Source organism: Porphyrobacter sp. THAI-01a (assembly GCF_056868655.1).
The window spans coordinates 874,815-900,718 of the sequence record NZ_CP180579.1; the positions used below are offsets into that span (position 1 = coordinate 874,815).

26 protein-coding genes and 1 tRNA gene are annotated in these 25,904 nt (G+C 68.8%); 15 read left to right on the forward strand and 12 right to left on the reverse strand.

Annotated features, from left to right (window positions below; all coding sequences use genetic code 11):
* Positions 1-3 precede the first annotated feature (3 nt).
* The 8 genes from ACMX37_RS04215 to ACMX37_RS04250 all read left to right on the forward strand — a co-directional run bounded on the left by ACMX37_RS04215 (position 4) and on the right by ACMX37_RS04250 (position 10,806).
* Positions 4-288, forward strand: coding sequence for a VirB3 family type IV secretion system protein (locus ACMX37_RS04215; protein ID WP_483147660.1), 285 nt, complete (start codon positions 4-6; stop codon positions 286-288).
* Positions 278-2,719 (forward strand): VirB4 family type IV secretion/conjugal transfer ATPase, encoded by a 2,442-nt coding sequence (locus tag ACMX37_RS04220; RefSeq protein ID WP_483147661.1) that lies wholly within the window; start codon positions 278-280, stop codon positions 2,717-2,719. Before ACMX37_RS04215 ends, ACMX37_RS04220 begins: the two co-directional genes overlap by 11 nt.
* Positions 2,716-3,918, forward strand: coding sequence for a TrbL/VirB6 family protein (locus tag ACMX37_RS04225; protein ID WP_483147662.1), 1,203 nt, complete (start codon positions 2,716-2,718; stop codon positions 3,916-3,918). Before ACMX37_RS04220 ends, ACMX37_RS04225 begins: the two co-directional genes overlap by 4 nt.
* Positions 3,915-4,715, forward strand: a complete 801-nt coding sequence (locus tag ACMX37_RS04230; RefSeq protein ID WP_483147663.1) for a TrbG/VirB9 family P-type conjugative transfer protein — start codon at positions 3,915-3,917, stop codon at positions 4,713-4,715. Before ACMX37_RS04225 ends, ACMX37_RS04230 begins: the two co-directional genes overlap by 4 nt.
* Before the next feature lie 37 nt (positions 4,716-4,752).
* Positions 4,753-5,889 (forward strand): TrbI/VirB10 family protein, encoded by a 1,137-nt coding sequence (locus tag ACMX37_RS04235; protein WP_483147664.1) that lies wholly within the window; start codon positions 4,753-4,755, stop codon positions 5,887-5,889.
* Positions 5,890-5,894: 5 nt separating this feature from the next.
* A complete protein-coding gene (gene virB11 / locus ACMX37_RS04240; protein ID WP_483147665.1) occupies positions 5,895-6,908 on the forward strand; it encodes a P-type DNA transfer ATPase VirB11 in 1,014 nt (337 codons plus the stop codon).
* A 227-nt stretch (positions 6,909-7,135) separates the two neighbouring features.
* On the forward strand, positions 7,136-9,280 hold the full coding sequence (locus ACMX37_RS04245) for an RNA degradosome polyphosphate kinase (protein ID WP_483148357.1): 2,145 nt from the start codon (positions 7,136-7,138) through the stop codon (positions 9,278-9,280).
* On the forward strand, positions 9,277-10,806 hold the full coding sequence (locus tag ACMX37_RS04250; protein WP_483147666.1) for a Ppx/GppA family phosphatase: 1,530 nt from the start codon (positions 9,277-9,279) through the stop codon (positions 10,804-10,806). Before ACMX37_RS04245 ends, ACMX37_RS04250 begins: the two co-directional genes overlap by 4 nt.
* Positions 10,807-10,941: 135 nt before the next feature.
* On the opposite strand, the gene ACMX37_RS04255 is transcribed toward ACMX37_RS04250, so the two are convergent.
* Positions 10,942-11,835 carry a queuosine precursor transporter gene (locus ACMX37_RS04255; RefSeq protein ID WP_483147667.1) on the reverse strand — a complete coding sequence of 298 codons (894 nt, stop codon included), beginning with the start codon at positions 11,833-11,835 and terminating at the stop codon, positions 10,942-10,944.
* A gap of 61 nt (positions 11,836-11,896) precedes the next feature.
* Here ACMX37_RS04255 and ACMX37_RS04260 point away from each other — a divergent pair.
* Both ACMX37_RS04260 and ACMX37_RS04265 read left to right on the forward strand, forming a co-directional pair.
* Positions 11,897-11,973: transfer RNA gene (locus ACMX37_RS04260), tRNA-Arg, on the forward strand.
* 52 nt (positions 11,974-12,025) lie between these two features.
* Positions 12,026-13,033 (forward strand): glycosyltransferase family 2 protein, encoded by a 1,008-nt coding sequence (locus ACMX37_RS04265; RefSeq protein ID WP_483147668.1) that lies wholly within the window; start codon positions 12,026-12,028, stop codon positions 13,031-13,033.
* Positions 13,034-13,048: 15 nt separating this feature from the next.
* On the opposite strand, the gene ACMX37_RS04270 is transcribed toward ACMX37_RS04265, so the two are convergent.
* The 8 genes from ACMX37_RS04270 to leuC form a co-directional block, all read right to left on the reverse strand.
* Positions 13,049-13,831 (reverse strand): NUDIX hydrolase, encoded by a 783-nt coding sequence (locus ACMX37_RS04270; RefSeq protein WP_483147669.1) that lies wholly within the window; start codon positions 13,829-13,831, stop codon positions 13,049-13,051.
* Positions 13,832-14,376: 545 nt separating this feature from the next.
* A complete protein-coding gene (gene grxD / locus ACMX37_RS04275; RefSeq protein WP_088915057.1) occupies positions 14,377-14,706 on the reverse strand; it encodes a Grx4 family monothiol glutaredoxin in 330 nt (109 codons plus the stop codon).
* Between the two features lie 38 nt (positions 14,707-14,744).
* Positions 14,745-14,978 carry a BolA/IbaG family iron-sulfur metabolism protein gene (locus ACMX37_RS04280; RefSeq protein ID WP_088915056.1) on the reverse strand — a complete coding sequence of 78 codons (234 nt, stop codon included), beginning with the start codon at positions 14,976-14,978 and terminating at the stop codon, positions 14,745-14,747.
* Positions 14,979-14,982: 4 nt separating this feature from the next.
* Positions 14,983-15,306, reverse strand: coding sequence for a DUF1476 domain-containing protein (locus tag ACMX37_RS04285; protein ID WP_483147670.1), 324 nt, complete (start codon positions 15,304-15,306; stop codon positions 14,983-14,985).
* Positions 15,307-15,407: 101 nt separating this feature from the next.
* Positions 15,408-16,406, reverse strand: a complete 999-nt coding sequence (locus ACMX37_RS04290) for an NADPH:quinone oxidoreductase family protein (protein ID WP_483147671.1) — start codon at positions 16,404-16,406, stop codon at positions 15,408-15,410.
* 25 nt (positions 16,407-16,431) lie between these two features.
* On the reverse strand, positions 16,432-17,031 hold the full coding sequence (gene leuD / locus ACMX37_RS04295; RefSeq protein ID WP_483147672.1) for a 3-isopropylmalate dehydratase small subunit: 600 nt from the start codon (positions 17,029-17,031) through the stop codon (positions 16,432-16,434).
* Between the two features lie 13 nt (positions 17,032-17,044).
* Positions 17,045-17,221: an LPXTG cell wall anchor domain-containing protein gene (locus ACMX37_RS04300; protein ID WP_088915052.1), complete on the reverse strand. Its 177-nt coding sequence runs from the start codon at positions 17,219-17,221 to the stop codon at positions 17,045-17,047.
* Between the two features lie 45 nt (positions 17,222-17,266).
* Entirely contained in the window at positions 17,267-18,697 is a 1,431-nt protein-coding gene (gene leuC, locus ACMX37_RS04305) for a 3-isopropylmalate dehydratase large subunit (protein ID WP_483148358.1), read from the reverse strand.
* A 145-nt stretch (positions 18,698-18,842) separates the two neighbouring features.
* On the opposite strand from leuC, the gene ACMX37_RS04310 reads away from it, so the two are divergent.
* Positions 18,843-19,259: an acyl-CoA thioesterase gene (locus ACMX37_RS04310; protein ID WP_088915050.1), complete on the forward strand. Its 417-nt coding sequence runs from the start codon at positions 18,843-18,845 to the stop codon at positions 19,257-19,259.
* 13 nt (positions 19,260-19,272) lie between these two features.
* Positions 19,273-19,941 (forward strand): HAD family hydrolase, encoded by a 669-nt coding sequence (locus tag ACMX37_RS04315; protein ID WP_483147673.1) that lies wholly within the window; start codon positions 19,273-19,275, stop codon positions 19,939-19,941.
* Here the strand turns inward: ACMX37_RS04315 and ACMX37_RS04320 are convergent.
* Positions 19,938-21,983, reverse strand: a complete 2,046-nt coding sequence (locus tag ACMX37_RS04320) for a GMC family oxidoreductase N-terminal domain-containing protein (RefSeq protein ID WP_483147674.1) — start codon at positions 21,981-21,983, stop codon at positions 19,938-19,940. The genes ACMX37_RS04315 and ACMX37_RS04320 overlap by 4 nt on opposite strands.
* Before the next feature lie 74 nt (positions 21,984-22,057).
* Positions 22,058-22,819: a Crp/Fnr family transcriptional regulator gene (locus tag ACMX37_RS04325; RefSeq protein ID WP_483147675.1), complete on the reverse strand. Its 762-nt coding sequence runs from the start codon at positions 22,817-22,819 to the stop codon at positions 22,058-22,060.
* Between the two features lie 128 nt (positions 22,820-22,947).
* On the opposite strand from ACMX37_RS04325, the gene ACMX37_RS04330 reads away from it, so the two are divergent.
* The 3 genes from ACMX37_RS04330 to ACMX37_RS04340 all read left to right on the forward strand — a co-directional run bounded on the left by ACMX37_RS04330 (position 22,948) and on the right by ACMX37_RS04340 (position 25,454).
* Positions 22,948-24,015: a linear amide C-N hydrolase gene (locus tag ACMX37_RS04330; protein WP_483147676.1), complete on the forward strand. Its 1,068-nt coding sequence runs from the start codon at positions 22,948-22,950 to the stop codon at positions 24,013-24,015.
* A gap of 135 nt (positions 24,016-24,150) precedes the next feature.
* Positions 24,151-24,927 carry a fatty acid desaturase gene (locus tag ACMX37_RS04335; RefSeq protein WP_483147677.1) on the forward strand — a complete coding sequence of 259 codons (777 nt, stop codon included), beginning with the start codon at positions 24,151-24,153 and terminating at the stop codon, positions 24,925-24,927.
* Complete coding sequence (locus ACMX37_RS04340; protein WP_483147678.1) at positions 24,924-25,454, forward strand: sterol desaturase family protein; 531 nt, start codon at positions 24,924-24,926, stop codon at positions 25,452-25,454. The genes ACMX37_RS04335 and ACMX37_RS04340 overlap by 4 nt, the downstream gene beginning before the upstream one ends.
* Here the strand turns inward: ACMX37_RS04340 and ACMX37_RS04345 are convergent.
* Complete coding sequence (locus ACMX37_RS04345; RefSeq protein WP_483147679.1) at positions 25,451-25,828, reverse strand: VOC family protein; 378 nt, start codon at positions 25,826-25,828, stop codon at positions 25,451-25,453. The two genes, ACMX37_RS04340 and ACMX37_RS04345, sit on opposite strands and share 4 nt — an antisense overlap.
* Positions 25,829-25,904: the final 76 nt, after the last annotated feature.

Genomic DNA, 25,904 nt, shown 5'->3' on the forward strand with positions numbered 1-25,904 from the left:
CGCGTGAGCGAGCTCGTCCGCCACCCCGTCCACCGCGCGCTCACGCGCCCGCAGATGTTCGCCGGCGTGACGATGAACTTCTTCATCATCAACCTGATGGTGACGACGATCGCCTTCCTGATCCTCAAGAGCTGGTGGATCCTGCCCGTTCCCGTGGTGATGCACGTGATCGGCTATTTCGCCTCCCTGCGCGAACCGCGGATCTTCGACCTGTGGATCACCAAGGTCTCGAAGTGCCCGCGTGTGCCCAATTTCAAGCGTTGGGGGTGCAACTCCTATGCCCCGTAAGTGGATCGGCGCCGCCGCCTGGAGCGCCAAGGAAGCCAGGGTGGGCGACCGCCTGCCCTATGCCCGCCTGATCGACGAGAACACCGTGCTGCTGCGCGACGGCTCGGTCATGAGCGCGATCCAGGTGCCCGGCCTGCTGTTCGAGACCGAGGATTCGGACGCGCTCAACGCCCATGCCGCCACCCGCGAGGTGATGCTGCGGAGCACGCTCGATGCGCGCTTCGTGATGTATCACCACGTGATCCGCCGCCGGGTGGAGGTGGAGCTTGATGCCGAGTTCCCCGATCCCCTCTCGCGCCACATCGACGCGCGCTGGAAGCAGCGGCTGGCGGGCGGATCGCTGTTCATCAACGACCAGTTCGTGACCCTCATCCGCCGCCCCGCGCGCGGCAAGACGGGCCTGCCCGAACGCCTCTCCAAGATGTTCAGCCGCGCCGGCGCCGAAGAGCTCGAGGCCGATCCCAAGGACATCCGCAGCCTCAAGGCCGCGATCACCGGCCTCGTCGCCAGCTTGCAGAACTATGGCGCGGCGGTGCTGGGTGACTATCAGGCCCCCGGATCGGGCGGCACCAATTCGGAAATGCTGGAGCTGCTCTCGGCGCTCTACAACGGCGAGATGCGTCCGGTGCGCCGCCCGTCGCCCGAGACCGACATCGGCCACATGCTCCCCTATCGCCGCGCGAGCTTCGGGCTCGATGCGATGGAGCTGCGCGGCAGCGCCGCGCCCGATTTCGCCGCGATCCTCGGCCTCAAGGACTATCCCGAGGCGACCTCGCCGGGCCTGCTCGACAATCTGCTGCGCCTGCCCTTCGAGATGGTCGTCACCGAAAGCTATGCGCCCAACGAGCGCACCACCGCCAAGGAGCGGATCGACCTCGCCCTGCGCCGCTCGCGCTCGGTCGACGAGGAGGCCGCCGCCGAGCGGGCGGAGATGCTCGCCGCGCGCGATGCGCTGGGCAACGGCGCGGTGGGCTTCGGCGACCATCACCTGACCGTGCTGGTGCGCGAGACGACGCTCCCCCGCCTCGATGACGCGATGGCCGCCTGCGCCGCGGCGCTCGCCGACACCGGCGCGATCGCGGTGCGCGAGGACACCAATCTCGAACCCGCCTTCTGGGCGCAGTTCCCCGGCAACGAGGAATACATCGTCCGCCGCGCGCTGATCTCGTCCGCCAACATGGCCGGTTTCGGCAGCTTCCACGGCTTCGCCCTGGGGCAGGCGAGCGGCAATCACTGGGGCGATGCGGTGACGCTGCTGGAGACGACCAGCGCCACCCCGTTCTTCTTCAACTTCCACCACGGCGACCTCGGCAATTTCTCGGTCATCGGCCCCTCGGGTTCGGGCAAGACCGTGGTGATGAACTTCCTCGCCGCGCAGGCGCAGAAGTTCAAACCCCGCACCATCCTGTTCGACAAGGATCGCGGCGCGGAGCTGTTCATCCGCGGGATCGGCGGGCGCTATGACCGGATCAGCCCCGGCATGCCGACCGGCTTCAACCCGCTCTCGCTCCCCGACACTCCGGCCAACCGCGCCTTCCTGCGCGACTGGCTGAGCGTCCTGCTGAAGGCCGAGGGTCCGGAGGAATTCGCCACCATCAGCGCCGCGGTCGATGCGACCTATGCCAACGCGGCGAGCCTGCGGCGTCTGCGCCACTTCAAGGAGCTGCTCGCCGGTGCCCGCCGTCCCGAACCGGGGGACCTCGCCGACCGGCTGGCGGCGTGGATCGGCTCGCCCGGCGGTGACGGCGGGGAGTACGCCTGGCTGTTCGACAACGAGCGCGACCGGCTCGATCTCGCCGAGCGCGTGCTCGGCTTCGACATGACCGCGCTGCTCGAGAACCCGCGCCTGCGCACGCCGACGATGATGTACCTGTTCCACCGCATCGACGAGCGGCTGGACGGGCAGCCGACCATGATCCTGATTGACGAGGGCTGGAAGGCATTGGACGACGAGGTCTTCGCCGCGCGCATCCGCGATTGGCTCAAGACCCTGAGAAAGCGCAACGCGCTGGTCGGCTTCGCCACGCAATCGGCGCGCGACGCGCTCGACAGCCGCATCTCCACCGCGCTGGTCGAGCAGACCGCGACGATGGTGTTCATGCCCAACAGCCGCGCCCGGCCCGAGGACTATATCGACGGCTTCGGTCTCACCGATCACGAATTCGCCCTGATCCGCTCGCTGCCCGCCCACACCCGCGCCTTCCTGGTGCGCCAGCCGGACGCGAGCGTGGTGGTGCGGCTCGACCTCTCGGGCGCTCCGGAGGTGCTGACGATCCTCTCGGGCCGCGAGAGCGCGGTGCGGCGGCTCGATCTGCTGCGTGAGGCGGTGGGCGATGCGCCCTCTGCCTGGTATCCGCCGCTCACCGGCAGGGCGTGGCCCGATGGCCCCGGCGACCCCGATGCCGACACCCTGTGGCAGGCCGCCGAATGAGCGCGATCTGCGATAGCGCCGCCCAGTCGATGGGCACCGGCGTCTCGGCCGCGCTGACCGCGGTCGACTGCATCGCCAGCGGCGTTTCCGAACAGGCCTTCAACCGCCTTTTCGGCACCGAGGGTCAGCTCGCGCTCGCGCTGACCATCCTGCTCGGGCTTTACGTCGGCTTCTTCGGCATTTCGCTGATGCTCGGCCGGTCAAACCTGTCGGTTCGCGCGCTGGTGCCCAAGATGATGACGCTGGGGCTGGTGCTGACCTTCGCCACCAGCTTCGTCGCCTTCTCGAGCGTGTTCTACAACATCTTCATCGGCGGCCCCGACCAGATCGCCGGGATCCTGACCGGCGTGCGCGGAGAGAGCGCCACGGGCGTCTTCGCCCAGAAGCTCGACGTGGTCTTCCTCGCCGTCCAGCAGGCGAGCGGGGACACCAAGGACATCAGCGCCTTCTCGCCGCCGGGGATGATGTGGATCGGGGCGATGCTGCTCCTGCTCGGCACGGTCGGCCTGCTGGTGACGGCGCGCATCGCGCTGGCGCTGCTGCTCGCGGTCGGGCCGATCTTCGTGGTGCTGGCCCTGTTCGAGGGCACGCGCGGGCTGTTCACCGGCTGGCTCAAGGGGCTGACGATGATGGCGCTGGCGCCGCTCTTCGCGGTGCTGGGCGGGTCGATCATGCTCGAGATGGCGGTGCCGGTGCTGGCCGCGCTGGTGGCGGTGCCGGGCCAGATCGACCAGCAGGCGGCGATGGCCTTCTTCCTCGTCGGCGCGGTGCACATGGCGCTGATGCTGCTTTCGCTGAAGGTCGCGGGCACGATGGTGTCGGGCTGGCAGGTGTTCGGCCTCGTTCCCTCGAAGGAGCGCGAGCGCGGGCCGGAGGCGCCGCGCGCCGTGCCGGTTGCCGCGCCCGCTGTCGGCACCGCGCCGCGCGGCCCTGCCCTGACCCCTGCGAGCGCGGCGCTGGCCCCCCGCAGGGTCGATGTCGCCCCGCTCCAGCCCGGCCTTGCCGCCAACGATAGCGGGCCGGCGGGCACCGTTTCGCGCGAAACCCGCGTCTATGCGACCGGCGGCGGAAGCGGACAGACGGGCCCTGCCGGCCCCGCCGCCTCGCGCACCCGCGGGATCGGCAACCGCTTCCGCACGGCATCTTCCGCCGCCCCCGTGCCGGCGCCCAAAGCCCCCCCTCCGGAGACCTACCGATGACCCGCTGCGTGCTCCTCGCGAGCCTCGCCCTCACGCTTGCCGCGCCCCTGGCGGCGCAGGATGACCGCCTTCAGACGCTCGTCTTCGACGAGAACGCCGTGGTGCGGATCGATGGCAGGGTGAAGGTCCAGACCACCATCAAGTTCGCCCCCGACGAGATGATCGAGAACGTCGCCATCGGTGACAGCGCCGCATGGCAGGTGCAGCCCAACAAGGCGCAGACGATCCTTTTCGTGAAGCCGCTCGAACCGGCCGCGCGCACCAACATGACGGTGGTGACCGACAAGCGCACCTACCTCTTCGATCTCGTCGCCAGCCCCCGGAATTCCGCGCTCTACGTGCTGCAATTCCGCTATCCCGAGCTGGAAAAGGCCGCGGAGGAAGCGCGCCTCGCCGCTCTCGCCGAGGCCGAGGCGCAGGCCATGCGCGCGGCGGCGGAGCCCGCCGCGATGGGGGGCGACGCGGCACAGGTCGTCGATCCGGCGAAGCTCAACTTCGCCTGGGCGAGCGCGGGCACCCCCGAACTGATCCCCACGCGCACCTATGACGATGGCGACGCGGTCTTCCTCACCTGGCCGCAGGGCATCGCCATTCCCGCCATTCTCGTGACCAACGAGGATGGCGACGAGGGGCCGGTCAACTACACCGTGCGCGGGGCCACCGTGGTGGTCGAGGGCGTGCCGCCGCAGATCATCCTGCGCTCGGGCCGCGACACCGCGACGCTCACCAACACCGGCCCGATGCCGCCCTCGGCGCGGCAGGCAGGCCTCTCCGCGCCGCGAGGCAAGAAGAAGTGACCGCAACCATGATCCATTCCGCCAAGGAGACCGTCTGATGCGTCTGGCCATGCGACTGCCGCCGAAGAAGGGCGAGGGCGGGGACGCCGCCGATCCGCGCGAGCGGGAGAGCGCCGAGATCATCGACCTCGCGAGCCGCGCCGCTTTTCCGGCGGTGACCGACCGCAAGGCCAAGGGCGACGGACTGCAGCTCGCCGCCGGGGTGGCGGTGGTCGGGCTGCTCGGGGCGGTGACCTTCTGGGCGATGAACGCCGCACGCACCCCCGAGCCGCAGGGCATCGGCAACCCCGCCGTGCCCCCGCCGCAGGCTGCGGCCGCGCCGGCGGTGGTGCAGCCGGTCGATCCGGCGCAGCAGCCCGGCGCCGTGCCGGTCGTCCCGCAGGGCGACCCCGCGCCCGCGCCGGTTCTCGTCAACAATCCGGGGTTGATGCCCGAGGCGGCGGTCAATCCCTATGCCAGTCCGCAGCTCGTCTTCGACGCAAGCTCGGCGCGCAGTGTGCGCGTTGCCGAGGGTGCTGCCGTCCCGGCCCCCGGCACGCCGGGCGCGGCGGTCGGCGGCGCGGGCGGGGCGGCGGAGTTCGCGAGCCGGGTCGGCGGGGTCGGCGGCGCGCCCGCCCAGGCCCGCGCCATGACCAACCCCTCGACCACTGTGACCGAGGGCACGCTGATCCCCGCGATCCTCGAGACCGCGATCAACACCGACGTGCCGGGCTATGTCCGCGCGGTGGTGAGTCAGGACGTCAAGAGCTTCGACGGCCGCCGCGTGCTGATCCCGCGCTCCTCGCGCCTGATCGGCCAGTATCAGGCTGGCGTACAGCAGGGCCAGCGCCGCGCCTACGTGATCTGGACCCGCCTGATCCGGCCCGACGGGGTGTCGGTCAACCTCGGCTCGCCCGCGGTCGGCTTCGACGGGGCGACGGGGCTGGAAGGCGACGTCAACAGCCACTTCTTCAAGCGCTTCGGCTCGGGCTTGCTGCTCTCGGTGGTGGGCGGCCTCGGCGCGCTGGCGACCGGCGGGGTGGGCGGCGTGATCGTCGCCGGGGGCGCGCAGGGCGCGGCCAATTCGGCGGTGCAGTCGCAGGGCCAGATCAGCCCCACGATCCGCGTGCGCATGGGCGAGCCGATCCGCGTCTTCACCGCCCGCGATCTCGATTTCAGCGCGGTGGGCGGCTGAGAGCGATGGGCGCGGACATCCACCGGCTGGAAGCGGGGGAGGGCGGGGCACCCGCGCCGCTCACGGCGGAGCGCAGCGTCTATCTCGACGCCTATCTCGCGCCGTTCCGCCGCTGGCTCGACCGCGACACCGTGACCGAGATCATGGTCAACCGCCCGGGCGAGGTGTGGATCGAGGATGCCGCCAGTCCGGGCATGCAGCGCATCGACACGCCGGAGATCGACGACCGGCTGGTGCAGCGCCTCGCCGAACAGGTCGCGCGCGTCTCGCACCAGGGCATCAACCGCGAACACCCGCTGCTCGGCGCGACCCTGCCCGATGGCGCGCGTGTGCAGTTCTGCGGCCCGCCCGCAAGCCGCAAGCACTGGACGATGGCGATCCGCCGCCACCGTCGGCTCGACCTGCCGCTCGACGCCTATGACACGGGCCCGCTCGCGGGCGAGATGCAGTTCGACCTGCCCGACCCGCAGACCCAGCCGATCGCCTTCCTGCGCGCGGCGATCCGGGCGCGGCGCACGATCCTGATCTCGGGCGGCACCAGCACCGGCAAGACCACCTTCCTCAACGCCATGCTCGGCGAGATCCCCAAGGCCGAGCGCGTGGTCCTGGTCGAGGATACGCCGGAGCTGAAATTCCCGGGCGAGAACGCGGTGGGCCTGGTCGCGGTCAAGGGCGAGCTGGGCGAGGCCAAGGTCACCGCCAACGAGTTGCTCCAGGCCGCGCTGCGCCTGCGCCCCGACCGTATCGTGCTGGGCGAGCTGCGCGGCGCGGAGAGCGTGAGCTTCCTGCGCGCGATCAACACCGGGCACCCGGGCAGCTTCTCGACGATCCACGCCAACAGCTTGCGCGGCGCGCTCGAACAGCTGTCGCTGATGGTGATGCAGACCGGCATCGGTCTCACCCGCTCCGACACCATCGCCTATGCCGCGAGCGTGATCGACGTGATCGTGCAGCTCGGGCGCGATGCCAACGGCAAGCGCGGGATCACCAGCATCGCCGAGAGCCGCTCGCTCCTCTGAGCGCTGGCGAACGGCGGGCTGGCCGCCACATTGACATTTGTGTGACAAGCCCCTCATCCTGATTTACACCGGCCCCATCTGGTAACACATGGCAGCCCGGCGCATCCAAGCGCCGGGGTCAGGCCTCGCCCTTCGCGCTCTATGCGGCGGGCGGGTGGAACAGGAAATCGATGAGCACGTCACCGACCGGCAAGAAGCACCGTGCTGCCAGCGCAGGCGCCGCCCAGATGGTGGAGCTGGGACCGGACGAATCCCCCTATTTCAACCGTGAGCTTTCGTGGCTCCAGTTCAACCAGCGCGTGCTCGCCGAGGCCTGCAACGAGGCCTATCCGCTGCTCGAGCGCCTGAGGTTCCTGTCGATCTCCGGCAGCAATCTCGACGAGTTCATGATGATCCGCGTCGCAGGCCTCGTCGGGCAGGTCCAGCGCGGGCTCGCCACCCCCTCGATCGACGGGCGCAGCCCGTCGCAGCAGCTCGCCGCGATCCGCGCCAAGCTGGTCGAGCTGAGCGCGATGCAGCAGTCGATCTGGCGCGGCTTGCGGGCAGGGCTGGCCGAAGCGGATATCCACGTTGCCGACGAGGAGCGCGTCAGCCCGGCCGCGCACAAGTGGCTGAAGAGCTTCTTCCTCAACGAGATCCTGCCGATCATCACCCCGCAGGCGCTCGACCCTGCGCACCCCTTCCCCTTCGTCCAGAACGAAGGGATGGGCCTGCTCTTCACCCTGACCCGCGATGCCACGCGCGAACAGCTGATCGAGATGGTGCTGATCCCCAGCGCGCTCCCCCGCTTCGTGCGCGTGCCCGACGAGGTGACCGGGACGGGCGGGGCGCTCTACATCTCGATCGCGCGCCTGATCCAGCGCTATGCCGAGGCGCTGTTCCCCGGCTTCACCATCGAGGGCGACGGCCTGTTCCGCGTGCTGCGCGACAGCGACATCGAGATCGAGGAAGAGGCTGAGGACCTCGTGCGCACCTTCCGCAGCGCGATCCAGCGCCGGCGGCGGGGGCAGGTGATCCAGCTCGAGATCGAGGAGGATTTCGATCCGGCGGCGGAAGACCTGCTGCTCGAACAGCTCGGCATCAACGAGGCGGCGCTGATCAAGACCGACGGCATGATCGGGATCGACGGCCTTGCCGAGATCGTCCGCGAGGATCGCCCCGATCTCAAGTTCGACGCCTATTCCCCGCGCTTTCCCGAGCGCATCCGCGAGCATGACGGGGATGCCTTCTCGGCGATCCGCGAGAAGGACATCGTCATCCACCACCCCTACGAGAGCTTCGAGGTGGTGGTCGATTTCATCCGCCAGGCCGCCGCCGATCCCGACGTGGTGGCGATCAAGCAGACGCTCTACCGCGCAGGCTCGCAATCGGCGGTCATCAACGCGCTGATCGAGGCCGCCGAGGCGGGCAAGTCGGTGACGGCGGTTGTCGAATTGAAGGCCCGCTTCGATGAGGAACAGAACCTCAAGTGGGCGAGCAAGCTCGAACGCGCCGGGGTGCAGGTGATCTACGGCTTCACCGACTGGAAAACCCACGCCAAGGTCGCGATGGTGGTGCGTCGCGAGGGCGAATCTTTCCGCACCTACTGCCACTTCGGCACCGGCAACTATCACCCGGTCACGGCCAAGGTTTACACCGACCTCAGCTTCTTCACCGCCGATCCCAAGCTTGGGCGCGATGCGGCCAAGATGTTCAATTTCGTCACCGGCTATGTCGAACCGCACGAGCTGGAGCGCATCCACATCGCGCCAATCGACCTGCGCCAGGAAATCTGCCGTCGCATCGACATCGAGATCGCCAATGCCCAGAAGGGCAGGCCCGCGGCGATCTGGATGAAGTGCAACCAGATCACCGACGAGGGCATGATCGACCGGCTCTATGCCGCCAGCCAGGCGGGCGTGCAGGTCGAACTGGTGGTGCGCGGCATCTGCTGCCTCAGGCCCGGGATCGTCGGCCTGTCGGAGAACATTCGCGTGAAGTCGATCATCGGCCGTTTCCTCGAGCACAGCCGCATCTATGCCTTCGCCAACGGCCACCCGATGCCGAGCGCCCATGCGGCGGTGTTCATCGCCTCGGCCGACATGATGAGCCGCAATCTCGACCGCCGGGTGGAGACGCTGATCCCGATCCTCAACCGCACCGTGCACGACCAGGTGCTCCAGCAGGTGCTGCTCGCCAACATGCTCGACAGCGAGCAGAGCTGGTGGCTCCACCCTGACGGTCACTATTCGCGGGTCGAGGCGGAGCCGGGGGTCAAACCCTTCAACTGTCACCGCTATTTCATGACCAACCCCTCGCTTTCGGGCCGCGGCGGCGCGCTCGAGGCGGGGGCCGTGCCCAAGCTCTCCCTCAGGCGGGGCGCCGCGGCATGATCTGGAACAGGCGGCGGGAAAACCGCGAGAGCGCCGTGGGCGGCGGGACGCCGGAACGCGCGATCATAGACATCGGTTCGAACACCGTGCGTCTCGTCGTCTATGGCGGCACGATGCGCGCGCCAACGGTGCTGCTCAACGAGAAGGTGACCGCCAAGCTCGGGCGCGAGATCGCGAGCACTGGACGCCTCGCCGACGAGGCGATGGGTCTGGCGCTGCGGGGCCTCAGGCGCTTTGCGCTGCTGCTCGGCGATCTCGGGATCAGGGATGTCGAGGTGGTCGCCACTGCGGCGGTGCGCGATGCCGCGAACGGGCTGGATTTCGTCGCCGAGCTGCGCGCGATCGGCCTGTCTCCGCGGGTCATCTCCGGCGAGGAGGAGGCGCTGCTGAGCGCCCACGGCGTGATCGGCGCCTTCCCCGACGCGCGCGGGATCGTCGCCGACCTTGGCGGGGGGAGCCTCGAACTGGTGCGGGTCGCGGGCGGCACGACCGAGGGCGCGAGCACGCTGCCGCTCGGCACGCTGCGGCTACCCGAGCACCGCGGCAAGAACCGGGGCGAGATGAGGAAGTCGCTCGACAAGGCGATCCGCAAGGCCGGCTGGGACCTCGCCGCGAACCCGCCCGAGGCGAACGGGGCGCTCTATCTCGTGGGTGGTACCTGGCGGGCGATGGCGGTCTTCGCGATGGCCGCGCGCGGCTGGCCGCTGAGCGATCCCCACGGCTTCGAACTCGACGCCGCGGGCGCCCAGCAGCTCGCAGAAATGCTCGCGCTGGCCGAGAGCGATGCGCTCAAGGGCCGTGACCGGATCTCGGCGATGCGCGCCGAGAAGCTGCCCGATGCCGCGGTGCTGCTCCAGGCGCTGCTGGCCAGGCTGGCGCCGGAGAAGGTGGTGTTTTCCTCGTGGGGCCTGCGCGAGGGGCTGCTCTATGATCGCCTGCCTGCCCACACCCGCGCCGCCGACCCGCTGCTTGCCGGGGTGGCGGTCTTCGCCGGGCAGCGCGGGACACAGGCGACGCTGGCGACGCGGATGGCTGCCTGGACGCTCGACGCCGCGCCTGCGCGCGAGCACGGGTCGGAGCGGCTGCGGCTCGCGGCGACCATGCTCGCGCTCGCCTCGATGCAGATCGAGCCCAACATCCGCCTGCCGCAGGCGATCAACTGGGCGCTGCACAAGCGGTGGATCGGAATCGACGGCAAGGGCCGGGCGATGCTTGCCGCCGCGATCTCCGCCAACGGCAACCAGCTCGCCCTGCCCGACGAGGTTCGCGCGCTGGCAAGCGAGGCGGCGCTCGAGGAAGCGGTGCGCTGGGGCCTCGCCCTGCGGCTCGCGCGGCGGCTGGGTGCGCAGTCATCGCGTTCGCTGGAGGTCAGCCGGCTGCGTGCCGACGAGGGCGCACTGGTGCTCGAACTCGCCGAGAGCCACGCCGCGCTGTTCGGCGCGCCGACCGAGAAGGACATGAAGCTGCTCGCCGGCCGGCTCGGGCTCGGCTGGCGGGTCGATATCGTCAGCGAGATAGTGATGTAGGCCTTGCCTCAATCCGTTCGTGCTGAGCCTGTCGAAGCACCGTCCTTCTCCTTGGCCGTCAGCAAAAGGAAAGGCAGCCGTTGACGCTGCGCGTCAGCTTCGCTTCCGAAAAGCTCAGGGCGAACGGATGCTGGACTAACCCGATTTCTCGCTCCCGAAGGGCGAGAAGTCGGTGTCGATGTCGTAGAGATCGACGCCCTCGGCCGCCTTGAGCTTGCCCACCACGAGATAGGTGACCGGCGTCAGCACCGCCTCCCAGGCGACCTTCAGCGCCCAGTTGGTGACCATCACGGTCAGCACCGCATCGGTCGTCCAGATGCCGTAGAAGGCGACCGGATAGAAGATCAGGCTGTCGACGCCCTGCCCGACGAAGGTCGAGCCGATGGTGCGGGTCCACAGGGCGCGGCCCCGGGTCCAGACCTTCATCTTGGCCATCACGAAGGAGTTGACGAACTCGCCCGCCCAGAAGGCGGTGATCGAGGCGACGACGATGCGCCAGGTGCTGCCGAACACGCTTTCATAGGTCAGCTGGCAGATCGCCCCGCCGGGGATCGCCGGATCGCCGTTCGAGGCAGGCGGGCGCTCTCCGCCGAAGCCGCTCGCGGCGCATTCCCATCCGCCGAAGGGGGGCAGGGCGGTGACGATGTAGGACATGAAGGCGAGGAAGATCATCGCCGCCGTCCCCACCCAGATCACCCGGCGCGCCTTGGCGAAGCCGTAGATCTCGGTCAGCACGTCGCCGATCACGTAGCCGAGCGGGAAGAACAGGATGCCCGCGCCGTAGATGAAGGTGCCGTCGGGCGCGGGCCACCAGCCCTCCGGCCAAAAGGGCACGCTGACATAGGTCAGCTTGGCCGCGCCGATGATGTTGGAGAGCAGCAGGATCGCCACGAACGCGGCCATGACGAGGTCATAGTAGCGGAAGGTCACCGGCGGACGCGAAGTGGCGATGATCCCGTCGGTCGGATCGCGGTCGAAGGCGCTGGCTGGATCGAGGGGCTCGGGGGCGGTCGAAGCGGCGTTTTCCATCGCCTGCACGCCTAGCGCGTTTCCCTTGTGCGGCAAAGCGCGCTATTGGCGGCTCCGGCGCGCGCCCGTAGCTCATCTGGATAGAGCGCGAGACTTCTAATCTTGAGGCAGCAGGTTCGAGTCCTGCCGGGCGCGCCACCGCCGCAATCAGGCGTTTGTCATGCCCGGCGGGCCGTGCTAGCCGCGCGCCATGCACTCTCCCGCACGCGAACCCTTCGGCGAACCGGTGCCCGGCGCGGCCCCGCCTGCGGCGGATGTCAGCATCGTCATCGTCAACTACCGCGCGGCGGACGAGGTGATCGATTGCCTCGCCAGCCTCTACGGGCAGGATCATGGCCGCAGCATCGAGGTGATCGTGGTCGACAATGCCTCGGGCGATGGCGGAGCGGCGCGGATCGCCGCCGCCCATCCCGAGGCCCGGGTTCTGGAAATGCCCGAGAACCTCGGCTTTGCGGGCGGCAACAATGCCGGCCTCGCGGTGGCGCGCGGGCAGTTCCTGCTGCTGCTCAACCCCGACACGCAGATGCCCGAAGGCGTGCTGCGCGCGGTGTGCGACCGGCTCGCCGCCGACCGCAGCATCGGCGTGATCGGTGTGCCGCAGGACGTGGGCGGGGGGCGGATCGTCAGCTCCGCGCTGCGTTACCTCACGCCCGGACATTTCCTCGCCCGCGCCTTCCTGCCCGAACGGATCATCGCGCGGTTCCTGCCGCGCTACAATATCCGCTATCTCGAACAAGAGCCCCGCGCCGAGTTCGAGTGCGAGGCGGTGGTCGGCTGCTTCATGGCGATGCGGCGCGACGTGATCGACACCGCCGGCCCGCTCGACCAGCGGATCTTCATCTATGCCGAGGAGCTGGAGTTCTGCCACCGGGTCCGCCGTGCGGGCTACCGGATCCTGCACATGGGCGGGCTGTCGGTGATCCATCACCAGGGCGTGACGACGCGGTCGATCCCGATCTGGCGCGATGTGCAGATGCAGCAGGGGCAGCTCGTCTACATCCGCCTCACCCAGGGCAAGAACGCCGCGCGGCTGGCGGGGGCGACGATGAGCCTGTCGCACCTCGTGCGCCTGCCGATCGAGCTGACGATGGCGGGCCCGCTGTGGAAGCTGCGGCTCGAATGCCGGCTGAAGCGCCTCAGCCGGTCCCTGAAAGCGGTTCTGAGCCCGCCCGAACAGACCCGGCAGGCGATCGACTGACGCCCCGTCTGGCGCTCAACCCCGCGCCACCGTCTCCAGCAGTTCGCCCGTCACCGGGTAGCCGGCATCGGCGAGGATCGTCAGCCAAGGCTTGCCGTCCTGCTCGACGATCTGGGGCATTATGGTGCGCACCGGGATCGCCTCGGCCTGGGCCCTGGCCTCGGCGAAGCTGGCGAACAGGGCAAGGCGTTCGAGATTGCGGCGGGTGGGGAAGATCAGCTTGATGTCGCCCTCGGCCGCGGCATCGAGCGCGCCCTGCGCCGTGGTCCAGAACAGCCGGGTGTTCTCCGCAGCGTCGATCGACACCTCGACCGCGCCGGTGCCGAGATCGGCGAGATAGAAGCGCGTGTCGTAGACGCGCGGGATGTTCTCGTTCTTGGGGAACCAGCGCGCGAAGGGGACGATCTGCGCAAGGTCGAGCCGCCAGCCGAAAGCCTCGAGCACCGGGGCGAGCGCGCCGGTCTCGGCCAGCATCGCCCGTGCCGCCGCCGCGCTGGCGGCGTCGATCGCGCCCGCAAGGCCGAGCGCGAGGCCGGTCTCCTCCAGCGTCTCGCGCACGGCGGCGATCTGGTGGGCGGCCTCGTCGGGCGCGAGGCCGTGCTCGGCGGCGACAGTTTCGGCGAGCGCGAAGTCTTCCGGGTCCACCCGGCCGCCGGGGAACACCGCCATGCCGCCCGCGAAGGTCATTTCGCGCGAGCGCACCGTCATCAGCACCTCCGGCGCGCCGCCGCCGGGGGCGTTGCGGAAGATGATGATGGTCGCGGCGGGGATGCCCTGGGGCGCGGAATCATGGGTCATTGCGGCAAAGGATGGCCTTGCGGCAGGCGCTTGCCAAGGGGGAAGGCGCATCCCTGCCGCTTTCGAGAGGGTGTCGGCGCGCTTTACAACTGCTTGCCTGCCGGGGATGTGCATGGCGTGGAAAACGGCGGATTTCCGCGCTTTTGCGAGTTTGGCACGGGCCCTGCATAGTATGTGGCGGTCCCAATGGTCTTCGACGCGAGGCGCGACCCTTCCTGGTCTCCGGGTTGCGCCTCCCCGAAAATGAAGAAGCGCCCCGCACTGGTCCTGCGGGGCGCTTTTTTTGTTGCGCCTCAGGCGCCGGCGCGCGCGTCCGCGCGCTTGGCTATCCTCCGGGGCCCCGGCCCCTTGCGGGGCCACCCCTCCGGGCGCGCGTTCGCGCTTGCGGCCCTTCGGGCCGGCTTATCGCGATCAAGCTCGGAGGATCTGGTATCGGTTGCGCCAGCGACCGCAAGGCCGAACGGCCGCCCGCAGGCGCCCTGTAGCGAAGCGAAGGGAACAGCGCCGACGACGCACCCGCGCAGGCGGGCGCGGAAAACAAGAAATCAACCGACCTTGGCAACGCCCTGCTGGTCGAGGAGCTGCTGGAGCTCGCCCGCCTCGAACATCTCCATCATGATGTCGCTGCCGCCGACGAACTCGCCCTTCACGTAAAGCTGGGGGATGGTCGGCCAGTCGGAGAAGCTCTTGATGCCCTGGCGGATTTCCATGTCCTGCAGCACGTCGACGCTCTCATAGGCGACGCCGCAATGGTCGAGGATCGCCACCGCGCGGCTGGAGAAGCCGCACTGCGGGAACAGCGGCGTGCCCTTCATGAACAGCACCACGTCGTTGGCGGTGACGAGATCGGCAATGCGGGCGTTGACGTCGGACATTGGTTGGGTGCCCCTGAAGGTGGGTTGATCGTTGCGGATTACTTGGGGACCACGGTGGTGACTTGCAAGGCGTGCAGCACGCCCCCCATGCGTCCGCCGAGCGCGGCATAGACCAGCTTGTGCTGCGCGACGCGGCTGAGGCCCGCGAATTGCGGCGCGGTGACGGTCGCCGCCCAGTGGTCGTCATCGCCAGCGAGATCGGTGAGCTCGACCTCGGCCCCCGGCAGCGCGGCGAGGATCGCGCCCTCGATCTCGGCGGCGGTCATCGGCATGAGGTCACACCCCGCCGAGCAGCTGGCGGCGCGCCTCGATGGTCAGCTCCTCGAGCTTCATGCGGATGTCGGATTCGCTGACATTGGTCTGCGCAGCCGTGAGATCGCCGAGCAGCTTGCGCACCACGTCCTCGTCGCCCGATTCCTCGAAGTCGGCCTGCACCACCGCCTTGCGATAGGCGTCGGTCTCTTCCGGAGTGAGCTTCATCAGCCCGGCCGCCCATTCGCCCAGCAGCTTGTTGCGGCGCGCGGCGATGCGGAATGCGGTTTCTTCCTCGAGCGCGAAGTGGGCCTCCTCGGCGCGTTCGCGGTCCTTGAAATCGGTCATGCGATATGTGTCCCTTCGGGTACGATCCGCCTGATCCGATAAAGCGGGCGGGGCGCGGCTTCAAGCACGAAGCCGCGCCCCGCCCGCACAATCACGATACATTATTCCATCGTCACCACGAGCTTGCCCACCGCCTCGCGCGCTTCGAGCTTGGCGATGGCATCGCCGGCGCGGGCGAGGGGGAAGGTCTCGGAGACGAGCGGGTCGATCTTGCCGGCCTGCATCAGGTCGAACAGCTCGGCCACCTGCGCGCGGAAGGCCTCGGGCTCGCGCGCGGTGAAGGCGCCCCAGAACACGCCGCAGATGTCGCAGGATTTGAGCAGCGTGAGGTTCAAGGGCATCTTGGCGATCCCCGCCGGGAAGCCGACCACCAGGAAGCGGCCCTCCCAGGCGATGGCGCGCAGCGCGGGCTCGGAATATTGCCCGCCGACGATGTCATAGACGATGTTCGCGCCCTCGGGCCCGCAGGCCTTCTTGAAGGCGTCGGCGAGCGCCTTGGAAGCATCCTTGTCCATCGCCTCGCGCGGGTAGATCACCACCTCGTCCGCCCCGGCCTTGCGGGCGACCTCGCCCTTGGCTTCCGAGGAGACGGCGGCGACCACGCGTGCGCCGAAGGCCTTGGCAAGTTCGATCGCCGAGAGGCCGACGCCGCCCGCCGCGCCGAGGATCAGCACGGTGTCGCCCGCCTTGATGTGACCGCGGTCCTTGAGCCCGTGGATGGTGGTGCCGTAGGTCATCAGCAGGCTGGCGGCCTTCTCGAAGGGCACGCCGTCGGGCACCTTGAACATCCGGCCCGCGGGCACGACGACCTTCTCGGCAAGGCCGCCGTTGCCGATCCCGGCGAGCACCTTGTCACCCACCGCGAAGCCCTCGACCCCTTCGCCGACCGCCTCGATCACGCCGCTGATCTCGCCGCCGGGCGAGAAGGGGCGCTGCGGCTTGAACTGGTACATGTCGCGGATGATGAGCCCGTCGGGATAGTTGATCGCGCAGGCCTTGACCGCGACCAGCACCTCGCCCTTGCCGGGGGTCGGCGCGTCGATCTCGTCGAGCGTCAGGGTCTCGGGCCCGCCGGTCTGGTGGGTGCGGATGGCTTTCATTGTCTCTCTCCCTGTGTGTCGAATGTCAGGCGGCGGTGCCGCGCATCAGCCAAGGTTGGGCCGCGGTGCGCTGCGCCTCGAAGGCGCCGATCGCCTCGCCGCGGGCCATGGTAAGGCCGACCTCGTCGAGCCCGTTCAGCAGGCAGTGCCGCCGGAAGGGATCGAGTTCGAAGGTGAAGCGGTCCTGATAGGGGGTGGTGACGGTCTGCGCCTCGAGATCGACGGTGATCTCCAGACCCTCGCGCGCGACCTCGAGCAGCCGGTCGACCGCTTCCTGCGGCAGGACCACGGGCAGGATGCCGTTCTTGACCGCGTTGCCCGAATGGATGTCGGAAAAGCTCGGCGCGATCACCACGCGGATGCCGAGGTCGAGCATCGCCCAGGCGGCGTGCTCGCGGCTCGAACCGCAGCCGTAATTGTCGCCCGCGATCAGGATCGGCGCGCCCTTGTAGGCGGGGTCGTCGAAGACATTGCCGGGTTCCGCGCGCAGCACCTCGAACGCGCCGGCGCCCAGCCCCTCGCGGCTGATCGTCTTGAGCCACTTGGCGGGGATGATGATGTCGGTGTCGACATTCTTGAGGCCGAGCGGAATGGCGCGGCCTTCGACGCGGGTGAGGGGCTGCATCGGGGTCCTTCGGTCAGTCTGTCTGGGGCGGCTCGCCCGAGGGGATCGGGCCGGGCTGGGTCGGGGTGTTCGGCTTCTTCTTGCGCTTGCCGGCATAGAGCAGCGCGGCAGCGATCGCCGCCGATCCGATGGCACCCGCCGCGGCGAGCGCGGCGTTGCGGGCGGTGTTGTTCTTGGGCTTGTCGGTCATGGTGTTTCCATGCGCCTCGCAGGCGGCGGTTTCAAGGCGTTCTCGTCAAACCAGTTCGCGCACGTCGGCGAGCCGCCCGGTCACCGCCGCCGCCGCCGCCATCGCGGGGCTGACGAGGTGGGTGCGCGCGCCCGGGCCCTGCCTTCCGACGAAATTGCGGTTGCTGGTCGAGGCGCAGCGTTCGCCCGCGGGCACCTTGTCGGGGTTCATGCCGAGGCAGGCCGAACAGCCCGGCTCGCGCCATTCGAAGCCCGCTTCGGTGAAGATGCGGTCGAGGCCTTCCTCCTCGGCCATGGCCTTCACGAGGCCCGAGCCGGGCACGACGATCGCCCAGCGCACGTTGTCGGCCTTGCGGCGCCCTTTCAGGATCGCGGCGGCTGCGCGCAGGTCCTCGATGCGGCTGTTGGTGCAGCTGCCGATGAAGACATTCTCGATGGGCACTTCGGTCATCGGCGTGCCGGGGACGAGGCCCATGTAGTCGAGCGATTTGCGGGCGGCGACGCGCTTGGATTCGTCGGCGAAGTCCTCGGGGTGCGGCACGCGCCCGCCGATGGGCACCACGTCCTCGGGGCTGGTGCCCCAGGTGACGCTGGGCTCGACATCGGCGGCGTCGAGGCGCACGGACTTGGCGAAGACGGCGCCTTCATCGGTGTGGAGCGTGCGCCAGTAGGCAACCGCCGCGTCCCACTCCGCACCCTTGGGGGCCATCGGGCGGCCCTTCAGGTAGGCGAAGGTTACATCGTCCGGCGCGATCAGGCCCGCACGCGCGCCGGCCTCGATGCTCATGTTGCAGACGGTGAGGCGCTCCTCGATGGTCATGCGCTCGAACACCTTGCCGCGGTATTCGATGACGTAGCCCGATCCGCCCGCCGCGCCGATGCGGCCTATGATGTGGAGGATCAGGTCCTTCGCGGAAACCCCGGGGCCGAGATCGCCCTCGACCCGCACTTCCATCGGCTTAGACTGCTGGAGGAGCAGGGTCTGGGTCGCCAGCACGTGCTCCACCTCGCTCGTCCCGATGCCGAAGGCGAGGGCCCCGAGGCCCCCGTGGCAGGCGGTGTGCGAATCCCCGCAGACGATGGTGGTGCCGGGGAGCGAGAAGCCCTGTTCGGGCCCCACGACATGCACGATCCCCTGCTCCTTGGCGGTCGCGGGGATGTAGCGGATGCCGAAGGCGGGGGCGTTGACTTCCAGCGCGGCGAGCTGGGCGGCGCTTTCCGGGTCGGCGATGGGTATCGGCCTGCCGTTGGCATCCCGTCGCGCGGTCGTCGGCAGGTTGTGGTCGGGCACTGCGAGGGTCAATTCGGGCCGGCGCACCTTGCGCCCCGCCACCTTGAGCGCCTCGAAGGCCTGCGGGCTCGTGACCTCGTGGACCAGATGGCGGTCGATATAGATCAGCGCGGTCCCGTCGTCCCGCGTCTCGACGACATGCGCGTCCCAGATCTTCTCGTAGAGGGTACGGGGGCGGCTGGCCATGAGCGGTTCCATCGGTTGGGTGGGAGGGCGGGTGCGTCCCGAAACGCAACGCCCATAATCCCGTTCCGCGAGCCGTGGCAAGATTGCGGCGATTTACCGGCAAGCAGTGATGGAATTTGTCATAATCTTGCGCTAGTTTACATTTATGTCAGCAACCGAATCCCTGTCGCCCGCCTTTCACCACCCGATCAAGGTCGAACCGGCTGACATCGACTTCATGGGCCACGTCAACAACGCGCGCTACCTGAACTGGGTGCAGGACGCGGTGCTGGCGCACTGGAACAAGCTCGCGCCGGCCGAGGATGTGGCGACCAAGGCGTGGGTCGCCTTGAAGCACGAGATCACCTACCGGAAGCCCGCCTTCCTCGAGGACGACGTGATCGCCCAGACCGTGCTCGAACGCTTCAACGGCGCGCGCGCCTTCTATTCGACGCTGATCAAGCGCGGCGAGGAGGTGCTCGCCGAGGTGCAGTCCTCGTGGTGCTGCATCGACGCCGAGACCCTGCGCCCCGCACGCATCGGCGAACACCTGCGCGAGTTCTTCTTCCCCAAGGGCGAATAGCGCCGCGGCCGCCTTGCGCGATTTCGCCGCCATCATCTTCGATTTCGACGGCGTGATCGCCGACAGCGAGATGCTCGCCAATCTGGTGCTGGCCGAGGAGCTCTCCCGCCTCGGCCTGCCGACGACGCTGGAGCAGTGCTACGCGCGCTATGTCGGCACGCGCTGGGACGAGATGATCGCGCGGATCGAGGAGGGGCTGGGCGGCCCTGTGCCCGAGGCCTGGGGCGACGAACTTTCCGCCACGATGATGGCGCGCTTCCGGAGCGATCTGGCCGAGGTGCCGGGTGCGGGGGCCTTCATCGCGGCGCTGGGGCATCGGCCGCGCGGCATCGCCTCGTCGAGCAGTCCGGCGCGGTTGGCGCTGTGCCTTGATGTGCTGGGGCTGGGCGCGGCTTTCGGCCCCCACGTGTTCAGCGCCGAAATGGTGGCGCGCGGCAAGCCCGCGCCCGACATCTTCCTGCTCGCCGCCGAAAGACTGGCGGCGGCGCCCGAAGCCTGCCTCGTGGTCGAGGACAGCCCCTCGGGCGTCACGGCGGCCAAGGCGGCGGGGATGACGGTGATCGGGCTCACGGCAGGCGCGCATATCCAGCCGGGGCACGATGCGCGGCTGCGGGTGGCGGGGGCGGATCACGTCGCCGCCAGCTGGGCCGAGGTCGCCGCACTCGCCGCGCTCGCGGCCTAGCCGAACACCCGCTGGCGGTAGGTCACCCGGTCGGCCATCGCCATCGTGGTGAGCTGCGCGTTGACCCGGATGCAGCTCGGCATCACGCTGGCATCGCAGACCAGCACGTTGGTGGTGCCGTGGACGCGCTGGTCGAGGTCGACCACGCCCTTCGCCGGATCGGCGTTGATCGAATTGCCGCCGTGGGGGTGGCTCGAGGAGAGCACGACATCGTCCGGCTCCCTGATCCGCTCGCGGAGCAGCGCATCGAGCGCCTCGGGGCTGATCCCGGCCGGGATCGTCTCGCCCCTGAGCAGCGCGGGATAGACCTCCTCGGCGCCGCCCGCGAGATGGATCCGCGTCAGCGTCGCCAGCGCGCGGCGCAGCACCGCGAGGTCCGCCTCCTGCAGCTGGAACTCGAGCTTGCCGTTCCTGATCCTGCCGCGCCGGTCGGCGGGGAAGAGCACCCCTGCCGAGGCGAGGCGGTTGTAGTTCAGCATCCGCCGGAAATGCTCGTCGAACCAGCCGGGCACCAGGGTCGCCATGCTCATCGGCGGCTGGAAATGGCTCTCGATCAGGAAGTCGCCGCGGTCGATGAAGGTCGCCATCTGGTCCTCGTCCCAGGCGATCACCGGGGTCGGCATCAGCGCGGGGACGGGGCAGGCGATGTTGAGCGAGATGGCCTTGCCCGTGCCCCTGATCCCGCTCGCGGCGAGGATGTTGCTCGAGGCGATTGCGCCCGCGGCGACGACCACGCCCTTCGTCACGCCGATCCACTTGGCGCGGCCATCGGGCCATTGCACCTGTACGCGGCTTGCCACCCGCCGCCCGTCGGCGGCAGGCGCGCCCCAGCCGATCCGGAGAACCTCGACATGGGCGAGGATACGCGCCTTGCGCGGCGATGCGGTGGTGGCGCGGGCGAGGTAGCTTTCGGGCATGGCGCGCTTGCGGCCATAGGGGCAGCCGGTGTTGCAATAGCCGCAGGACAGGCAGTGGTTGGGCTCGGCCTTGGCGCCCCAGTTCTTGCGGAACCAGCCGGATTTCGCGCGGGCGTCCATCGGATCGCTCGATGCGGCCTTGTAGGCCTCCCATGCCGCGAGCAGCCGCGTCCCGTTGTTACGCCCGAGCCGCTGGTCGATCCGGTGGATGCCGAGGAATTCCTCGACCCTTTCGTAGGCCGCATCCAGCGCGCCTGCCGCGATGTCCGCGCCGAGGCCCTTCCACGTTTCCAGCACGTCCTCGGCGTCGGGATGGGTCTCGTCCCCGTCCTTGAGGCGCAGGCAGATGCCGTTGTTGATGACGGTCGATCCGCCCACCGTGCGGCCCTGGAAGACGATGATGTCGCGGTCGCGCGTGGTCTGGATCGCGCCGTCCTTGTAGAGGCTCGATGACATCCGCAATTCGTGCGGGGTGATGGCGGTGCTGGGGAGATAGGGTCCGGCCTCCACCACCAGCACCTCGTAGCCCTGATCGGCGAGGTTCGCCGCCGCGACCGCGCCGCCCGCGCCCGAGCCGATCACCACCACCTCGACCGCATCGGGAACGGCGTCCTCGGGCACGAAGACGGAAGGCGGCAGGTCGTTGGCGGTGTATTCCCCGATGGCCGGATCATCGGGCGTGCCGGCCCGCTCGCGGTGCAAGGGGAGGGTGAAGCCGATCGCCGCCAGCACCGGATTGGCGCGGTTGGCATCTTCCTGCGCGGCCTGATCCTCGGAAGGGGCGGGCAGCCAGTGGCCGTAATAGCCCGCATAGACGATGCCGCGGATGCGGGCCATGTCCTGGAACAGGTCGATCCGGCTGTTCTTCAGCTTGAATTCGATCCGCCGGATGCGCCAGCTGCGCGGGGCGAAGTGCCACAGCGGCCCGCCCAGAACCACCCACGCCGCCAGAACCGAGATTCCGGTGTTGAACGGGGTGCGCCCCTCGATGTTGCCGAACATCGCCCGGAGGTTGTCGACCACCTGCTGCGGGGTGATCGCCATGCGTTCGGGCTCGGCGAGCATGGTCTCGGCCAGGCGGCGCCAGATGGCGGCAATGAACGGACCGAACGGCCTCTTGGGCATGGCGTGATGATCCCCCTGTCACGTTGGCGCGCCCTGTGTGCCAGACCGCCTGCGGAATGTAACCCCCGCTCCCGCTAGACCTGCGAGGCGGCAAAGCCCTGCAAGGCGGCCGTGTCGCGTATGCGCAGGCGGTTGTAATGCTTGGTGATCCACCCGGCCCGCGCGAAGTCGCCCAGCACCCGGTTGACGTTCGAGCGCGAGACGTTCGCCATCTCGCCCAGATCGCTCTGGCTGATGATGAAGCCCTCGGGGTGATCGGGCTCGATCCCCTCCTCGGCCCCGGTGACACGCAGCAGCACCGCCGCGATGCGGTGCGGCACCGAGGGTATGAGCAGGTCCGAGATGACCCGCGTGCCGAGGATGTTGCCCCCGTCGGCGATCGTCCCGACGCAGCGCGCCGCCTGCGCGTCGGTCTCGAGCAGCGCGCGCAGCGGGGCGAGCGGGACATAGACGAGCTCGCTGTCCTCCATCGCCCGCATGTTCTGCACCCGGTGATCGCGGCCCGACATGGCCGGACCATGCCCGAACCAGCTGCCCGCGCGCAGGATATGGCCGAGGCGCGGGACATTGTAGGGGCCCGAGCCCTCGATCCCGATCCCGCCCGAGACGATCCCGTAGATGCCGCCCGCCGGGCCGTCGACGCTGAACACCGGCATGCCGCGCGGGGCGTGCAGGGGCACGATCATGCGCAGGATCTGCTCCCGGAACCGGTCCGGCTGCCCGGCCAGCCAGCCGCGCGCGCGCAGCATCGCCGCGCAGTGATCCCGCCATGCCTCGGGCTGGGGTGCGGGGCCGCTGTCCCGGCCGCCGGCCATGCTTGTGTCGTGAACCGACATCGCCGCTATCCCCCTGTCCCGATTTGTCTTGCCGGGCACAATCTCACTTGGGGCCGGGTGATACAAGCGCCCCCTGCGAGGAAAGTCCGCCGGAGGGCCGCGGAGCCTTGCGTCAGAGGAGGGACATCATGACCAAGCCGCGTTTCCTGAAAGCCGCCGGCAGCGTGCTCGCGACCACCGCGCTGGCCTTCGCCGCCGTCCAGACCGCCAGCGCGTGCAGCCGCGCCGTCTATTTCGGGCTCGAGGGTCAGACCGTCACCGGCCGCACGATGGACTGGTTCGAGGCCGATCTCGGCAGCAACATCTGGCTCTATCCGCGCGGGCTGGAGCGCAACAGCAACACCGCGACCCCGGTGGTGTGGACGAGCAAATACGGCAGCCTCGTCACGACGCTCTACGAAGGCGCGGCAGCCGACGGGATGAACGAGAAGGGCCTCGTCGCCAATCTGCTCTACCTGCCAGAATCGGATTACCCGCCCGCCACGCCCGGCGACACCCGCCCAACGCTCCCCAACTCGGCCTGGGTGCAATATGTGCTCGATAACTATGCGACCGTCGCCGAGGCGGTGGCCGACCTCAGGCAGGAAAAGTTCCGCATGGTCGCGATCACCGCGCCGACCGGCGAGCCGGGCACGGTGCACCTGTCGATCTCGGATGCTTCGGGGGATTCGGCAATCTTCGAATATCTCAAGGGCAAGCTCGTCATCCACCATGACCGCAAGTATCAGGTCATGACCAACTCGCCGACCTTCGACCAGCAGATCGCTCTCAACAGCTACTGGAAGACCATCGGCGGACAGACCATGCTGCCCGGCACCAACCGCGCCTCCGACCGCTTCGTGCGCGCCTCCTATTACATCAACGAGGCCAAGCAGTCCGCCGATCCGCGCACCGCGGTGGCGACGGTGTTCAGCGTGATGCGCAATGTCAGCGTGCCGATCGGGATCAAGATCCCCGGCCAGCCGAACATCGCCGACACGCTGTGGCTGACCGTCGCGGACCAGAAGAACAGGGTCTATTACTATCAGGACACCAAGAGCCCGAGCGTGCTGTGGGCCGACATGAAGCGGCTCGATTTCAGCAAGGGCTCGGGGCCGCGCAGGCTGAAGCTGGCGGGCAATCCCGATGTCGGCGGCGACCAGACCGCGGGCTTCAAGCCCGCGCCGTTGTTCAAGTTCATGATCCCGCACAGCTGATCTGCCGGGCAACCGATGCGCGGCCCGGGACCATGCGCCCCGGGCCGCACCGGCCCTTTGCGCAAACGCAATTGCCGTTTCGCTGGGGCGCTCTATACGCATCCCCATGACCGCCGCGCGCGTATCCCTTTCCCGATGAACCCGCATTTCGCCTTGCCTGCCCGCGGCGTCCAGCGTGCCGTCGGCCTTGCCCTCGCGCTGGCGATCGCCGGGAGCTGGCTCGGCCTTCATGCCTATGCGATGTTCGTGTTCGAGCTGAACTGGACCAACTGGCCCTACGCCCTTGTCATGGCCGTGGTGCAGTGCTGGCTTTCGGTCGGCGTGTTCATCGTCTGCCATGATGCGATGCACGGCACGCTCGTGCCGGGCCGCCCGCGGGCCAACGGCGCAATCGGGACGGTGCTGCTGGCGCTCTATGCGGGCTTCGGGTGGAAGCATCTGCGCGACGCCCATCTCGCCCATCACCGGCTGGCGGGCCATCCCGGCGATCCGGACTTCGACGAGAACAATCCGGCCGATTTCGTGCGCTGGTATGCGACCTTCTTCCGGCGCTATTTCGGCTGGCGCTCGGTCCTCTATGTCCACACCGTGGTCGGCATATACTGGCTGGTGCTGGGCATTCCGATGGCGCAGATCGTGCTGCTCTACGGGATGCCCGCGCTCGGCTCGTCGCTCCAGCTATTCTATTTCGGCACCTTCCGCCCGCATTGCCACCGCGAGGGCCAGCCCTTCGCCGATCGCCACAATGCCCGCAGCAACGACTTCGGCACGCTCGCCAGCCTCGCCACCTGCTTCCATTTCGGCTATCATCTGGAACATCACCACCGGCCCGACGTGCCCTGGTGGGCCCTGCCTGCGGCAAAACGTGCCGGGGTGGGCGAGATTGAACTGGCTGCAAGGGTGCCCGCATGAGCTGGCTCGAGATTTTCCTGACCGTCATGTCCTCGCTGATCGGGATGGAGCTGTTCGCGTGGTATGCGCACAAGTACATCATGCACGGCTGGGGCTGGGGCTGGCATCGCGACCATCACGAGCCGCACGACAACGTGCTCGAGAAGAACGACCTGTTCGCCGTGGTGTTCGGCACGATCAACGCCGCGATGTACATCTTCGGCTCGCTCTATTGGGACTGGCTGTGGTGGTTCGCGGTCGGGATCACGCTCTACGGGGTGATCTACACGCTGGTGCATGACGGGCTGGTGCACCAGCGGTACTGGAAGTGGGTGCCGAGGAGGGGCTACGCCAAGCGGCTGGTGCAGGCGCACAAGCTCCACCACGCGACCATCGGCAAGGAAGGCGGGGTCAGCTTCGGCTTCGTGTTCGCTCGCGATCCGGCGAAGCTGAAGGCCGAGCTGAAGGCGCAAAAAGACGCCGGTATCGCCGTGGTGCGCGACAGCGCCGGGGCGGGTGACTTCGAGACTGTGGGTCGCAACCTCTAGGCGGACTGCGTCAGGCTGAGATTGTTGCCTTCGGGATCGAGGAACCATGCGACCTTCGTGCCCGATCCCGGGTCGGTCCAGACGCCGCGCGCATCCTGACCAAAGCCCTCGTAGATCGCGAAGGTCACGCCTTTCGCCGCCAGCGCGTCGATCGTCGCCTCGATGTCGGCGACCTGCCAGCCGAGCACGGTGTGCGGGCCGGGCTTGTGGTCTTCAATCGCGGTGAGCCGCAGCGTGGTGCCCGCCAGATCGTAGCTGACGGCGAAAGGGTCCTCGCCGGTCTCGGTCAGGCCCAGGGTGTCGGTGTAGAAAGCGCGCGCCGCAGGCAGATCGGCGGTGAGCACGAAGCAGACGGGTTTGGCAGTGGCGAGCATGTCGGTTCTCCCCATCGGGGCGACTCGCGCTGCGCATGTCCCCCGGGGCGGAGTTTACGCCATCTGCCCCCGCGCA

What these genes read in the sequence shown, in the direction of transcription:
- ACMX37_RS04270 (WP_483147669.1), bottom strand. Translation starts at nt 13,831, where the DNA reads ATGACCCATGATTCCGCGCCCCAGGGCATCCCCGCCGCGACCATCATC.
- ACMX37_RS04320 (WP_483147674.1), bottom strand. Translation starts at nt 21,983, where the DNA reads ATGCCCAAGAGGCCGTTCGGTCCGTTCATTGCCGCCATCTGGCGCCGC.
- ACMX37_RS04280 (WP_088915056.1), bottom strand. Translation starts at nt 14,978, where the DNA reads ATGCCGATGACCGCCGCCGAGATCGAGGGCGCGATCCTCGCCGCGCTG.
- ACMX37_RS04245 (WP_483148357.1), top strand. Translation starts at nt 7,136, where the DNA reads ATGGTGGAGCTGGGACCGGACGAATCCCCCTATTTCAACCGTGAGCTT.
- leuD (WP_483147672.1), bottom strand. Translation starts at nt 17,031, where the DNA reads ATGCAGCCCCTCACCCGCGTCGAAGGCCGCGCCATTCCGCTCGGCCTC.
- ACMX37_RS04250 (WP_483147666.1), top strand. Translation starts at nt 9,277, where the DNA reads ATGATCTGGAACAGGCGGCGGGAAAACCGCGAGAGCGCCGTGGGCGGC.
- ACMX37_RS04330 (WP_483147676.1), top strand. Translation starts at nt 22,948, where the DNA reads ATGACCAAGCCGCGTTTCCTGAAAGCCGCCGGCAGCGTGCTCGCGACC.
- ACMX37_RS04325 (WP_483147675.1), bottom strand. Translation starts at nt 22,819, where the DNA reads ATGTCGGTTCACGACACAAGCATGGCCGGCGGCCGGGACAGCGGCCCC.
- ACMX37_RS04340 (WP_483147678.1), top strand. Translation starts at nt 24,924, where the DNA reads ATGAGCTGGCTCGAGATTTTCCTGACCGTCATGTCCTCGCTGATCGGG.
- ACMX37_RS04285 (WP_483147670.1), bottom strand. Translation starts at nt 15,306, where the DNA reads ATGACCGATTTCAAGGACCGCGAACGCGCCGAGGAGGCCCACTTCGCG.
- ACMX37_RS04220 (WP_483147661.1), top strand. Translation starts at nt 278, where the DNA reads ATGCCCCGTAAGTGGATCGGCGCCGCCGCCTGGAGCGCCAAGGAAGCC.
- ACMX37_RS04235 (WP_483147664.1), top strand. Translation starts at nt 4,753, where the DNA reads ATGCGTCTGGCCATGCGACTGCCGCCGAAGAAGGGCGAGGGCGGGGAC.
- ACMX37_RS04300 (WP_088915052.1), bottom strand. Translation starts at nt 17,221, where the DNA reads ATGACCGACAAGCCCAAGAACAACACCGCCCGCAACGCCGCGCTCGCC.
- ACMX37_RS04345 (WP_483147679.1), bottom strand. Translation starts at nt 25,828, where the DNA reads ATGCTCGCCACTGCCAAACCCGTCTGCTTCGTGCTCACCGCCGATCTG.
- ACMX37_RS04255 (WP_483147667.1), bottom strand. Translation starts at nt 11,835, where the DNA reads ATGGAAAACGCCGCTTCGACCGCCCCCGAGCCCCTCGATCCAGCCAGC.
- ACMX37_RS04230 (WP_483147663.1), top strand. Translation starts at nt 3,915, where the DNA reads ATGACCCGCTGCGTGCTCCTCGCGAGCCTCGCCCTCACGCTTGCCGCG.
- leuC (WP_483148358.1), bottom strand. Translation starts at nt 18,697, where the DNA reads ATGGCCAGCCGCCCCCGTACCCTCTACGAGAAGATCTGGGACGCGCAT.
- ACMX37_RS04290 (WP_483147671.1), bottom strand. Translation starts at nt 16,406, where the DNA reads ATGAAAGCCATCCGCACCCACCAGACCGGCGGGCCCGAGACCCTGACG.
- virB11 (WP_483147665.1), top strand. Translation starts at nt 5,895, where the DNA reads ATGGGCGCGGACATCCACCGGCTGGAAGCGGGGGAGGGCGGGGCACCC.
- ACMX37_RS04225 (WP_483147662.1), top strand. Translation starts at nt 2,716, where the DNA reads ATGAGCGCGATCTGCGATAGCGCCGCCCAGTCGATGGGCACCGGCGTC.
- ACMX37_RS04310 (WP_088915050.1), top strand. Translation starts at nt 18,843, where the DNA reads ATGTCAGCAACCGAATCCCTGTCGCCCGCCTTTCACCACCCGATCAAG.
- grxD (WP_088915057.1), bottom strand. Translation starts at nt 14,706, where the DNA reads ATGTCCGACGTCAACGCCCGCATTGCCGATCTCGTCACCGCCAACGAC.
- ACMX37_RS04335 (WP_483147677.1), top strand. Translation starts at nt 24,151, where the DNA reads ATGAACCCGCATTTCGCCTTGCCTGCCCGCGGCGTCCAGCGTGCCGTC.
- ACMX37_RS04265 (WP_483147668.1), top strand. Translation starts at nt 12,026, where the DNA reads ATGCACTCTCCCGCACGCGAACCCTTCGGCGAACCGGTGCCCGGCGCG.